The sequence below is a fragment of the Salinivibrio sp. AR647 genome (assembly GCF_001995415.1).
Classification (GTDB): Bacteria; Pseudomonadota; Gammaproteobacteria; order Enterobacterales; family Vibrionaceae; genus Salinivibrio; species Salinivibrio costicola.
This window is the reverse complement of the sequence record NZ_MUFE01000001.1, coordinates 543,101-555,631: the sequence shown is the minus strand read 5'-3', so window position 1 is coordinate 555,631 and position 12,531 is coordinate 543,101. Positions and strand designations below refer to the sequence as shown.

Here is a 12,531-nt window from a genome sequence, read left to right as displayed (position 1 = left end):
CAGTAGTGAAACGAAGCAGCGCCGATGGTAGTGTGGGGTCTCCCCATGTGAGAGTAGGACATCGCCAGGCTCTCATTGCTTATCTTGTTGATAGCTCGATGCTTTTGATATCTGCGATGCTCATGTATTGGCATACACTGCGCGTCTCGATTCAAAATCCTCATCGCATCAAACAAGATAATCTAATTAGAGCTTAATGTTGAGCTTTAGTTAGCAAAAATTTAAGCATCAAAGCAGATATGTAAGACTTTGATAAGTAGAAATACAAAGCCCTGACCTAACGGTCGGGGCTTTTTTGTATCTTTAATCTTTGATGAAAAACCAATAGAGCCCTGGCCTGACGGTCAGGGCTTTCTTTTTTTGATCGAGTGTCCCCGCCGGCGCGTATTAGTGCCTTAGGAGGTACCATTATGGTAACTGTGTTCTATGACAGCATGTGTCCTTTGTGTGTGAAAGAAATGCGTAAGCTCTCGCGTTGGGATGGCGACGATGCGCTGCGATTGGTTGATATCCACCAAGCGGATTTTTCCATTGATTTTCCCAACGTTGATCCCAGCTCGGCGAATCGTATTTTGCATGCACAAGATAGTGACGGGCAAATGGTGTATGGTTTAGATGCAACCTATGTAGCGTGGGATGCGGTTGGAAAAGGCGCTTGGGTGAGTTGGTTACGCTGGCCGGTTATTGCGTGGTTTGCAGACAAAGCCTATCTTTTCTTTGCCCAGCACCGTTATCGGATCTCGGCGATTTTGACGGGCCAAGCACGCTGCCAACAATGTCAGATTAAATAAGGAAACCTATGTCACTGAGCGTGTATGAGAAAGAAGCCATCGTTGCGATGGAAAAACGCTACCGTGCGACTTTTGTGAACAGCTTATCAGGATTTAAATCAGCCAACTTGTTGGGCACCAGCGATACAAACCAACAAACCAATTTATGTATTGTGAGCTCAGTGTTTCATCTCGGAGCAAACCCTGCGTTAATGGGGGTGATAATCCGCCCTGATACTGTGCCGCGTGATACGTTGGAAAACATTAGAGCGACGGGGTTTTATACACTTAATCACGTACAAAAAGAGATGATTGTGGCGGCTCATCAAACGTCAGCGCGTTACCCTCACGATATCTCTGAATTTGATCAGGTTGGTTTGACGCCTTTATGGCGTGAAAAGTTTGGTGCGCCTTTTGTACAAGAAGCCGCGATCCGCCTTGGTCTTGTTCTCCGTGAAGAGCACACCATGGCGATCAATGGTACTCACTTGTTAGTGGGGGAAATAATCGAAGCGCACGTGCCAGACAGTTGTGTCAGTGAGGATGGTTTTGTCGACATTGAGCAAGCAGGCACCGTTGCCTTGAGCGGATTAGATTGCTACCACACCTCCAGCCGTGTTGGCCGTCTGAGTTATGCTAAACCTGACTGCCAGCCAGAGTGGCTTGATTAGCGGGTACGAGCCATATAATAGGCATTAACAAACTCGCCGTTACGGAACGCAAACTGTTTGGCGGTGCCTTCAATTTCAAAGCCAAATTTTTGATAGAGATGGATAGCCGCTGGATTGTCGGTGTACACGGTTAGCTCTATCCGTGTCACATTCAGCCAGTTTTCGGCTAAGTCGATGGCCTTTTCCATCAGCGCTCTACCAATGCCACGACCTTGATAGGCATCATGAACGCCCATGCCAATATCTGCAACGTGGCGACGGCGAGGATTCGCGGCAATGACTAAGCCGAGGTTACCGACCACTTTTCCCTCTAGTTCGGCAACCAATGGGTATACGCCATCAGGTACCTGATTAAGTCGCTTTTCCCACATGGCAAGGCTCGGCATCGGCAATTGCAAGGTGCCCGCTTGGGTTTTGGGTTGCGCATAGATATCACGTATCGCCGGAATGTCGTCGGCGTGGTATTGACGAATAATCAGAGACATAACACATCCTTATGGTGAGCTTGCCTTTCTAATAAGCCATGGAATTAAAAATAAATCAACAGCTTATATTGAATGGGTTACTGATTATTCACTCTAAATGTAGATCCAGCGGCGTTTTACTTGCTCGGCCACCGGTTTCCCGAGTCAGTCGAGGGACTAAATAGCCGGAGAGCTGCTCGATAATCTCCTGCATTAAGGCGCGCGCTTCATCGTCTGAGACTAAAAAGTGAGCGGCGCCTTGGACTTTATCCAATACATGCAGGTAGTAAGGTAAAACGCCGGCATCAAATAGTCGTTGACTCAGTGCCACCAACGCATCCGCACTGTCATTCACCCCTTTTAGCAGCACGCTTTGATTGAGCAGCGTAATTCCCGCTTGTCGCAATGTGTGGAGCTTATCGCTTAACTCGGTATCTATCTCATTGGCATGATTGATGTGAGTGACCATCACCACTTGCAGGCGTGAGCGAGACAAACGTTCAGTAAGTGCCGAGGTGATACGCGCTGGGATCACCACCGGCAGACGAGAGTGAATGCGTAGCCGTTTCACATGATTCATCGGCTCAATGGCGCTGATAAGCCAATCGAGCTCCTCATCTTTGGCCATCAGGGGATCGCCGCCGGATAAGATCACTTCGTCAATTTCATGATGTGCAGCGATATAATCCAATGCACCTTGCCATACGCGTTTGCTGCCCTTGTTGTCCTGATAAGGAAAATGGCGACGGAAGCAATAGCGGCAATTTATCGCGCAGCCTCCTTTAACGATCAGTAATACGCGGTTGTGGTATTTATGCAATAACCCAGGAATCGCATTATCTTGCTCTTCAAGCGGATCAGCGCTGAAGCCCTCTACCTCATTAAACTCCTGCGCGATAGGTAACACTTGCTTAAGCAGCGGGTCGTTCGGATTGCCTTTTTCCATTCGGGCAACAAAACTGCGAGGAACGCGTTGTGAAAACAAGCGGCGCGCGGCAAAACCGGACGTCCATTCCTCAGGTGAAATTTCAAGCAGTTGCAGCAATTCACTGGGATCTGTGATCGCCTCTGCGAGTTCTTTGATCCAGTTTCGCTCAACAGCAGGCTGGATTCGGGTTATGATGTGCGACATTTGTGAAAACTCGAAGATGTTAAGAGGATCAAGATGGCGTCTTTCAGCACCAATGAATTCCGCGGCGGCATGAAAATTATGCTCGATAATGAGCCGTGTGTCATTACCGAAAATGAATTTGTGAAACCAGGTAAAGGCCAAGCCTTTAACCGGGTCAAACTGCGCAAGCTGATCTCTGGCAAAGTCTTGGAAAAGACTTTTAAATCCGGTGATACAGTTGAAGCGGCCGATGTGATTGAAGTGGATATGGATTACCTTTATACCGACGGTGAATTCTTCCACTTTATGAACAACGAAACCTTTGAACAAATTGCGGCCAATGAAAGTGCCGTCGGTGAGAATGTTAAATGGTTGGTTGAAAACAACAGCTGTACGCTTACCCTTTGGAATGGCGATCCGATTGTGGTCACACCGCCTAATTTCGTTGAACTAGAAGTGACGGAAACGGATCCTGGCCTAAAAGGGGATACCCAAGGCACAGGCGGTAAGCCGGCAACATTGACCACAGGTGCGGTTGTACGAGTGCCTTTATTTATTCAAATCGGTGAAGTACTCAAAGTCGATACGCGCTCTGGCGAGTATGTTGGACGCGTAAAATAATGACCGACAATAAAAAGCCCTGAGTGTGATTCACCAGGGCTTTTTGTTTTATTGCGTTTAGCACACGCTAGATCATCAATACTAAAAGCGCGGCGACGACACTGACCGTAAATGCAATCGCATAACAGACAACTTTGCCTGCCAAGCCGATATGCAGCTTAAGGTCGTGCAGGCCATGGTGAATGCGGTGCATCGCATGCCACATGGGTAGTGCTAAGGTGGCGAGGATAAGTAACTTGCCCAGCCAATGTTCGGCAAACATCATGACACGGTCATAGCTGAGTGCGCTGGGATCAATAATACCAAGCGGCACTAAGATCCCTAAAATCAGCACGGTAATAGGGGTGAACATGGCGAACCAAGTCCCCCCAGCACCAAATAAACTCCACCAAATTGGCTCATCGGAACGTTTTGGTTTGGGATCGATCATAACACCTCCTAAATGAGCACCAAGGCGATCAGTGATACTACAGCCACAGCGCCCCATTGTGCGCCAATCACCCATTTACTATCCAATAGCTTCCCTTTGATTCGAATTGGCATGACTTGTGGCATCATGCTGAAAAACGTCGTGGCGTGGAACAAGCTGGCGATTAACGCGACCAGATTGAGTAACACCACAACTGGATGGGCCATATAGTCAAGCCATCCCTGCCAAGCCTGTGGGCCTTGTACCAAGCAAATTAATCCCGCGGTTAGGCTGAGAGTAAAGAAGACTAAAGGCAGCACAGTTGCTTCTCGTAGCATGTAGAAGCGATAAAACGGGTGGTGCAGCCACCAAGTACGAGGCATAGGCCGTACATAAGGTTTACGGTTACTCATCCTGTTACCTCCTTCCCTTCTTTATTGGGATTAAACATGGCGATCACCATATCTTGCGTGGAGGCCACTTTTCCTTGGTTAACCGCACCAGCAGGATCGACCCCTTTAGGGCACACTTGTGAGCAATAGCCAACAAACGTACACCCCCAGGCGCCGTTATCACTATTAATCAGTGGCATACGCTCGTGTTGACCACCGTCGCGACTGTCCAGGTTATAGCGATGCGCAAGTGTAATGGCGGCGGGACCTAAAAAGTCAGGGTTGAGGCCAAATTGCGGACACGCCGCGTAACAAAGACCGCAATTAATACAGGCTGCGAACTGCTTGTAGCGCGCCATTTGTTCAGGCGTTTGCGTATTAGGCCCGTCTTCGGGGCGGCGGTCATTACCTAAAATATACGGTTTGATCGCTTCAAGGCGTTCAATAAATGGTGTCATATCCACCACCAGATCTTTTTCGATCGCAAAGTTAGCCAAAGGCTCAATCAGTACCCCTTTGGGGTAATCACGTAAAAACGCTTTACAGGCTAGCTTTGGCACGCCATCAACCATCATGCCACACGAGCCACAAATGGCCATGCGACAAGACCAGCGATAAGACAGTGACTTATCCAGGTTATCCTTGATATAACCCAGCGCATCCAGAACCGACATGGTTTCGTCACCGGTGACCACGAAGTCTTGCGTGAAGGGGGCCTCATCCGTTGCGGGATCATACCTGAGCACTGAGACCGGATAGGTAGCTTGCGTCATTTTGCGTGCTCCTCTTGTTGGTCGGCGCTGTCACGATTCGCTTGCTCTGCCGCATCACCATACAGTCGTGCTTGAGGTTGTGACTTGGTTATTTTGACATCGCCATAGTCGATGCGAGGGCCATGCTCTGCTTGATAGAACGCCAAAGTATGCTTGAGATAGTTTTCATCATCACGGCTGGTGCAGCCTTCATCAAGACGTTGGTGTGCGCCGCGTGACTCTTTACGCTGTATCGCGGAATGTGCCATGGCTTCGGCGACTTCTAGGCCATAGCCTACTTCAATGGCGTACAGCAGGTCGGTATTAAACACACTGCCTTTATCTTGAATGCTGATATTTTGGTAGCGAGCTTTCAGTTCGGCAATTTTATCAATCGTGGCCTGCATTAAGTCTTCTCGACGATAAATACCACAACCCGCTTCCATGGTTTCACCGAGCTCGCGACGAATATCCGCCCAGTTTTCTTCTCCTTGATTAGAGAGCAACTGATCAATGTGCGCTTTCACGTCTTGAATTTGAGCGTCGATGGCCGCTTGGTTCCAATCCGTGAAACTGCTAGCACGCTTGGCAGCGCCCTCGCCGGCTAAACGACCGAAGACAGCAAGCTCGGCGAGCGAGTTTGAACCAAGACGATTGGCGCCGTGTAAGCCAACAGAAGAGCACTCACCGACTGCAAATAGGCCTTTAACACGTGTTTCCGTTTGCGCGTCGGTTTCGATCCCTCCCATGGTGTAATGCACCGTTGGGCGGATAGGGATCGGCTCTTTGGCTGGGTCAACATTGACATAGGCTTTCGCCAGCTCACAGATAAAGGGTAGGCGCTCTTGAATATAGTCTTCACCCAGGTGGCGCAAGTCGAGATGCACCACATCACCGAGTGTGTGCTTGATGGTGTTGCCTTTTTGTTGCTCGTGCCAAAAAGCCTGAGAGACTTTATCGCGCGGGCCAAGCTCCATGTATTTATTCTTCGGTTGACCGACCGGCGTTTCTGGGCCCATACCGTAATCTTGCAAGTAACGATAACCGTCTTTGTTGACAATAATGCCGCCTTCACCTCGGCAGCCTTCGGTCATTAAGATACCTGTCCCCGGCAATCCGGTTGGATGATATTGCACAAATTCCATATCGCGTAGTGGAATCCCGTGACGATACGCCATGGCCATGCCATCACCGGTGACAATGCCACCATTGGTGTTACAGCTATATACTCGGCCGGCCCCCCCGGTTGCCAATACGACCGACTTGGCTTTGATACAGACCAGCTCGCCTTCTGCCATGTGTAAGGCAATCAACCCCTGTACCTGCCCCTCATCGATAATCAAATCGACAACAAAATATTCGTCTAGGCGCTGGATTTGTGGGTATTTGACCGAGGTTTGGAATAAGGTATGCAACATGTGAAAGCCGGTTTTATCGGCAGCGAACCACGTCCGCTCCACTTTCATACCGCCGAATCGGCGCACATTAATGCTGCCGTCGTCTTTACGGCTCCAAGGGCACCCCCATTGCTCCAATTGCACCATTTCATAGGCGCAATTTTTAACAAAGTAGTCGACAACGTCTTGCTCACATAACCAATCGCCGCCGCTGACGGTATCATTAAAATGATTGTCTAAGCTGTCCTCGTCCTTGATGACGGCCGCTGAGCCACCTTCGGCTGCCACAGTGTGTGAGCGCATCGGGTAGACCTTAGACACCAATGCAATATTAAGAGAGGGATCGGCCTCTGCAGCCGCAATAGCGGTGCGCAGTCCAGCGCCACCGGCGCCGATAACTGCAATATCTGTAGTGAGAGTCCGCACGTTCATCCTCCAGTGTTATAGGGAAAGCCAGTGCTTGGCTTGTTTATCGTTGTGCTGTCATAGTAGGCAATCTCGTCTGCGTAAAAATTGACTCAGTCGGGGAATTGCCGCGATTTTGCGGGCATGGGTGTTAAATTGCATAAAAGTGTGAGATGAATCGGTAAGTGTGCGATAGCGTTGAAAAAGCGCGCAAGACTTGCAATAGAAATGCGCCATGTGACACGCCAATATTGCGTAACAAGTAAGCAGGAAGGCGCTTGTTATTTTGCTTGCTGGCGATAGACTGGCGCCATGGTGCGAACAGAGAATTTTTTATGACCTTAACCACGCAATGGCCACCAACTGCGTCGCTAGAGCAACTGAAAAAGCGAGCCGATATCATGGCACGTCTTCGGCAATTTTTTGCTGACCGTGGCGTATGGGAAGTGGATACGCCAGCACTTAGCCAAGCGGCGGTCACCGATGTGCACCTACATAGCTTTAAAACGTCTTTGGTTGGGCCTGGTTTCGCTGACGGCGTGTCGTTGCACTTAATGACCAGCCCTGAGTTTCATATGAAGCGCTTACTGGCCGCGGGGAGCGGGCCGATTTACCAAATCAGTAAAGCGTTTCGTAACGAAGAAGCTGGCCGTTACCACAATCCGGAATTTACCATGCTCGAATGGTATCGCCCTGGTTTTGATCACCACCAGTTGATGGATGAAATGAACGCGTTGTTACAAGCTGTACTAAGGTGTCAGGCTGCGACACGGATGAGCTATCAAGAGGCGTTTGAGTCTACTACCGGGCTGTGTCCATTAACCGCGGATATTCCTCAGCTGCGCGCACTTGCGGCCACCCAGGGATTGGCCGATATCACCCAAGATGAGACAGATAAAGATACCTTGTTGCAACTGCTTTTCTCGGTGATGGTGGAGCCCAATATTGGCTTACAGGCGCCTGTTTTTGTTTATGACTTTCCCGAATCACAAGCAGCGTTAGCAAAAATCAGCCAAGCAGATCCACGTGTTGCGCATCGCTTTGAGGTGTATTACCAAGGAGTTGAGCTGGCAAATGGTTTTTATGAGTTGCAAGACGCTTGCGAACAGCGTCGGCGGTTTGAGGCGGATAACCAAGCGCGGATTGCACGAGGATTAGCGCCACAACCTATCGATACGCACTTGCTCGCCGCATTAGAGGCAGGCTTACCCGATTGTGCGGGCGTGGCGCTGGGTGTTGACCGCTTAGTCATGCTGGCTTTGGGGTGTGACCATATTGATGCGGTGACCGCGTTTCCTGTTTCGCGCGCTTAACAAGGCCGCACCGATAAAAACGCCGCTCGAAGGCGGCGTTTAGGGCAGACACCGGTTTAGACTTTAAATTTAGATAAGTCTTGATGCATGTCTTGAGCCGCCTGCGCCATGCTGTCACCTTGGTCGCCTGTGGCGCTCGCTTGTTGATGGATCTCGTAGGAGAGATCTTTTACCGCTTGGGTATTGCGATTAATATCGTCGGTGACCGCGCGCTGCTCTTCTGCCGCGCTGGCAATTTGAATCGCCATTTCTGAAATCCGCCCAATCGCGGTGGTGATTTGGTTGAGACGCTCACTCGCAGCTTCAGCACGATCAACGCTTGATGTCGCCATCTCATTACTTTGCGTCATATCATCCACGGCCCGTTGCGTCGTGTGCTGTAGGGTCTCAATCATATTGCGAATTTCTTCGGTAGAGTCGTGTGTCCGTTGGCTTAATACCCGTACTTCATCGGCGACTACCGCAAAGCCGCGCCCTTGTTCACCCGCGCGTGCCGCTTCTATCGCCGCATTCAATGCCAACAGGTTGGTTTGTTCCGCCACCCCTTGTATGGTCGCAATAATTTGGTTAATGCTCTGCGCGTTCTCATCCAGTTCACGGATCACATTGGTGGCGCGCTCGACTTGCTGAGCCAATTGGGTGATGGCGTCGCGGTTGTCACCCACCACACTTAACCCTTCTTGGCATGATTGCTCCGCTTGTTGCGCCGATGTGGCGGTATCCTCGGCATGGCTGGCCACTTCGTTGGCGGTGGTTGACATCTCATGGATCGCGGTAGCAATTTGGTCGACATCGTTTTGCTGCTTGTCGACTAATTGACTCGATTGTAACGCATGGGTTCGGCATTCCTCGGCGCTTTGCGACAATGTCATGCTTTGATTGACCGCTTTACCAACCATTTGCTGAAGTTGTGCAAGGAAGGCGTTAACGTACTCGGCCAATTCACCAATTTCATCGCGACGGGCTATGTTGATCCTTTGGGTCAGATCACCTTCACCGGCAGAGAGCGTCCGCACCGCTGCGGTTAATTCACCCAACGGCTTGAGTAATTGTTTAATCAGAGCCCCGGCGATAAAGGCGATCACGACAAAAAGAATGACTGAGGCGATCAGCACAAAAGTAATTTGCTCTGATACGGAGGCGTAAGCTTGCGCTTTATCTTCGACAATACCCAGCGTCCAATCGGTGTTGGGGACGGTTATTGCAGCAAGCAGTTTTTCTTTGCCGTTGAGCTCAAAGGTGGTGAGTTGGCGTTGCGCACTGGCATTGGCCATAAAGTTGCGAGTCAGCTCGTCATCCAGATCGGTGAGCGGTTGGCGACTTAAGTCCGTATCACGATACGCGACGATGCGATTTTCACCGTCGACCAAAAAGGCAAAGCCATTACTGAGCTTCAAATTGAGCACCTGCTCGACGATATCAGTCACGGTGACATCGGCGGCGATCACACCTTGGTATTGGCCATTAAAGGCCTTGGCTAAACTGACCACTAGGCTACCGTCAAAATCCTGATAGGGCTCAGTAATAATAAGTTCATTGACTCCACTCGCACTCTGGTACCAGGGCCGTGTGCGCGGATCGTAATCCGCTGGCCAGTCTTCACTTTTATCACCATAAGCAATGCGTCCATCGCTAAATCCAGCATAAACGGATAAAAAGTGCCCCGCACGCTTCGTCACTAGCAGTTCACGATCGACATTGGCGTTATTTGCAATCAGTGTCTCATTGGCCAGAAGCATATCGGCACGCGTACTTAACCAGCTATCAATGAACTGGGTGGTGGCATCACCGACATCATGCATTTGTTTGGTAATGCTGGTGGTGGTTTCAGTTTGGAGCTGACGCACAGAAATGCTGGCAAGCACCGCACTGACCAGCGCGACGATAAAGGCAATAGCCACAATGATTTTCAGCTTAATTGTCGGCTTGGGCATAGACACATTTCCATCTCATTAAAAAATATCTTTGAGTGTATACGCAAGGCTTACAGCAAAGTTAGATCAATGAGGCAAATCGCGTTGATAAGTGAGGATAAGGAATCGTTGAACGCAGAATTTGTGATCTTTCTGCCAATAGAGAGGCTGCCTACTGGTATAGGCAGCCTGGTTGCATCGCCGTGTTCATATCGTTGACGCGTTAGACTTTAAATTTAGACAAGTCACTGTGCATCGCCTGCGCGTCTTGCGCCATTTGCTCGCCTTGTTCCCCTGTTTCGTTCGATTTTTGATGAAGCTCCAGTGATAAATCGCGCACCGCTTGGGTATTGCGATTGATATCTTCAGTGACGGCACGTTGCTCTTCAGCCGCGCTGGCAATTTGTGCCGCCATTTCAGAGATATCGCCAATCGCGCGTGTGATTTGATTGAGTTTATCACTGGCTGAGGCGGCGCGATCGACACTGGAGGTTGCCATTTCGTTACTTTGGGTCATGCCATCCACCGCACGTTGTGTCGTGTTCTGCAGCGTTTCTATCATATTGCGGATTTCTTCGGTGGAGTCGTGCGTGCGTTGACTCAGTACACGTACCTCGTCAGCGACCACTGCAAACCCTCGGCCTTGCTCACCAGCACGCGCAGCCTCGATCGCGGCGTTAAGCGCCAGTAGATTCGTTTGCTCGGCAATCCCTTGGATGGTGGAAATGATTTGATTAATGCTTTGCGAGTTTGTGTCTAGCTCTCGAATCACATTGGTGGCTTGTTCGACCTGTTCTGCCAACTGTGTGATCGCGTCACGGTTACTTTCCACGACCTCTAAGCCATCCCGGCATGAACTTTCTGCTTCTTGGGCTGAACGAGCGGTTTGTTCGGCATTGCTGGCCACTTCATTGGCAGTGGTTGACATTTGGTGAATGGCGGTCGCGATTTGATCGACATCACCTTGCTGTTGTCCGACTAAACCGGTCGACTGATGCGCAAGATTTCGACATTGGTCCGCGCGTTCAGACAATCCCACACTTTGGGTGACGCTTCGACCAATCATGGCTTGCAATTGCGCTAAAAACGCATTGACGTGTCCAGCTAACTCACCGATTTCATCGTGGCGCACAATATCAAGACGCTGAGTAAGATCGCCACTACCTTGCGATAAGGAGCTTACTGCGTGCGTCAGCTGAGTCAGCGGGGCCAGCATACGGTGAATGAGGAAGCCGGCAATAAAAGCGATAACGACAAACAAAATCACCGACGTGACCAACGTGGAGACTATTTGCTCGGAAACGGAGGCAAATGCCAGTTGTTTGTCTTGAACCACCCCTAGACTCCAGTTAGCGCCTTCCACTTTTGTCACCGCAATGAGTTTTTCGCGGCCATCGCCATCGAACGTCACGGTGCCCAGTGCTTGGCTGTTTCGTGCATTTTGGATGAAGGCTGGTGTGAGCTCATCGTCGACCTGCGTTAAAGCTTTTCCACTCAGCGCGGTATCGCGATAGGCGACCACCTTATTGTTGCTATCAACCAAAAACGCGAAGCCTTCATTGGGTAGGCGTACGTTAAGCACCTCTTTGACAATGGCGTCGACAGATAAGTCAGCAGCAATAACCCCTTCGAACTGTTGATTAAATGCTTTAGCAAAGCTGATGACCATGCCAGCGCCATTGGCATCGACATAAGGAGGCGTAATAATTAAATCGTTTGCCGCATTGGCTTGCTTATACCAAGGACGTGAACGAGGGTCATAGTCGGTTGGCCAACTTTCGGTTTTATCACCATAGGCGATGGTTCCATCAGCAAAGCCGGCATAGACGGTAAGAAAATCACCCTGACGCTTGGTCAGTAATAATTCGCGATCAACATTCGGTTGGCTAGCAATCAAAGGCACATTCGCGACGAGCATTTTGCTGCGGATGTCGAGCCATTCTTCGATAAAGTTGCTCGTTGATAGCCCCACATCTCTCATTTGAGCGGTGACGCTTTGTTCGGTTTCTGCTTCAAGTTGATTGACTGAAAACCATGCCTGTACTGCACTGACTAAGGCGACGACCAAAGCAACCGCAAGTAATATTTTGGTCTTGATGGTAAATTTCATTAAAGATCCCTCGTACTACCACACTATGACGATACTTTCTTATTGAGTATCTACTTAATTGTAGAAAGCTTGAGCCTGGGAGGGGATAGAATTAAAAAAAAGTTTTCCTCTCAAGCTCGCTAACGCCTGCATCACTCGTGTTATCCCATTTTTAACCAATAAAAAATAGACGCTTATGTAAAATGGAAACGACTTATCGGTTT

General features: G+C 49.7%; 13 protein-coding genes. 5 read left to right on the top strand and 8 right to left on the bottom strand.

Annotation, left to right across the window (positions count from 1 at the left end):
- The 3 genes from BZG76_RS15455 to BZG76_RS02515 form a co-directional block, all read left to right on the top strand.
- Window positions 1-197: hypothetical protein (locus tag BZG76_RS15455; RefSeq protein ID WP_206744403.1), on the top strand; the 197-nt coding region annotated here is incomplete at its 5' end.
- Window positions 198-410: 213 nt separating this feature from the next.
- Complete coding sequence (locus tag BZG76_RS02520; protein WP_077460030.1) at window positions 411-791, top strand: thiol-disulfide oxidoreductase DCC family protein; 381 nt, start codon at window positions 411-413, stop codon at window positions 789-791.
- Window positions 792-799: 8 nt separating this feature from the next.
- On the top strand, window positions 800-1,441 hold the full coding sequence (locus BZG76_RS02515; protein WP_021023460.1) for a flavin reductase family protein: 642 nt from the start codon (window positions 800-802) through the stop codon (window positions 1,439-1,441).
- Here the strand turns inward: BZG76_RS02515 and BZG76_RS02510 are convergent.
- Together BZG76_RS02510 and epmB are read right to left on the bottom strand one after the other, a co-directional pair.
- Complete coding sequence (locus BZG76_RS02510; protein WP_077460029.1) at window positions 1,438-1,926, bottom strand: GNAT family N-acetyltransferase; 489 nt, start codon at window positions 1,924-1,926, stop codon at window positions 1,438-1,440. The two genes, BZG76_RS02515 and BZG76_RS02510, sit on opposite strands and share 4 nt — an antisense overlap.
- Window positions 1,927-2,014: 88 nt before the next feature.
- Entirely contained in the window at window positions 2,015-3,037 is a 1,023-nt protein-coding gene (gene epmB / locus BZG76_RS02505) for an EF-P beta-lysylation protein EpmB (protein WP_077460028.1), read from the bottom strand.
- A gap of 33 nt (window positions 3,038-3,070) precedes the next feature.
- Here epmB and efp point away from each other — a divergent pair, with 33 nt between their 5' ends.
- Complete coding sequence (efp, locus tag BZG76_RS02500; protein ID WP_021023462.1) at window positions 3,071-3,637, top strand: elongation factor P; 567 nt, start codon at window positions 3,071-3,073, stop codon at window positions 3,635-3,637.
- Between the two features lie 67 nt (window positions 3,638-3,704).
- Here the strand turns inward: efp and frdD are convergent, their stop codons facing one another.
- The 4 genes from frdD to frdA are packed head-to-tail and all read right to left on the bottom strand — an operon-like array spanning window position 3,705 to window position 7,013.
- Entirely contained in the window at window positions 3,705-4,067 is a 363-nt protein-coding gene (gene frdD, locus BZG76_RS02495) for a fumarate reductase subunit FrdD (protein ID WP_077460027.1), read from the bottom strand.
- 8 nt (window positions 4,068-4,075) lie between these two features.
- Window positions 4,076-4,459 (bottom strand): fumarate reductase subunit FrdC, encoded by a 384-nt coding sequence (frdC, locus tag BZG76_RS02490; protein WP_077460026.1) that lies wholly within the window; start codon window positions 4,457-4,459, stop codon window positions 4,076-4,078.
- Window positions 4,456-5,211 carry a succinate dehydrogenase/fumarate reductase iron-sulfur subunit gene (locus BZG76_RS02485; RefSeq protein ID WP_077460025.1) on the bottom strand — a complete coding sequence of 252 codons (756 nt, stop codon included), beginning with the start codon at window positions 5,209-5,211 and terminating at the stop codon, window positions 4,456-4,458. The genes frdC and BZG76_RS02485 overlap by 4 nt, the downstream gene beginning before the upstream one ends.
- A complete protein-coding gene (frdA, locus tag BZG76_RS02480; protein ID WP_077460043.1) occupies window positions 5,208-7,013 on the bottom strand; it encodes a fumarate reductase (quinol) flavoprotein subunit in 1,806 nt (601 codons plus the stop codon). The genes BZG76_RS02485 and frdA overlap by 4 nt, the downstream gene beginning before the upstream one ends.
- Before the next feature lie 314 nt (window positions 7,014-7,327).
- Here frdA and epmA point away from each other — a divergent pair, with 314 nt between their 5' ends.
- The gene (gene epmA / locus BZG76_RS02475; protein ID WP_077460042.1) at window positions 7,328-8,305 is read left to right on the top strand and encodes an elongation factor P--(R)-beta-lysine ligase; all 978 of its coding nucleotides are present in this window, start codon (window positions 7,328-7,330) and stop codon (window positions 8,303-8,305) included.
- A 56-nt stretch (window positions 8,306-8,361) separates the two neighbouring features.
- Here epmA and BZG76_RS02470 read toward each other — a convergent pair whose 3' ends face one another.
- A complete protein-coding gene (locus tag BZG76_RS02470; protein WP_077460024.1) occupies window positions 8,362-10,239 on the bottom strand; it encodes a methyl-accepting chemotaxis protein in 1,878 nt (625 codons plus the stop codon).
- A 202-nt stretch (window positions 10,240-10,441) separates the two neighbouring features.
- Window positions 10,442-12,328, bottom strand: coding sequence for a methyl-accepting chemotaxis protein (locus tag BZG76_RS02465; RefSeq protein WP_021023469.1), 1,887 nt, complete (start codon window positions 12,326-12,328; stop codon window positions 10,442-10,444).
- Window positions 12,329-12,531: the final 203 nt, after the last annotated feature.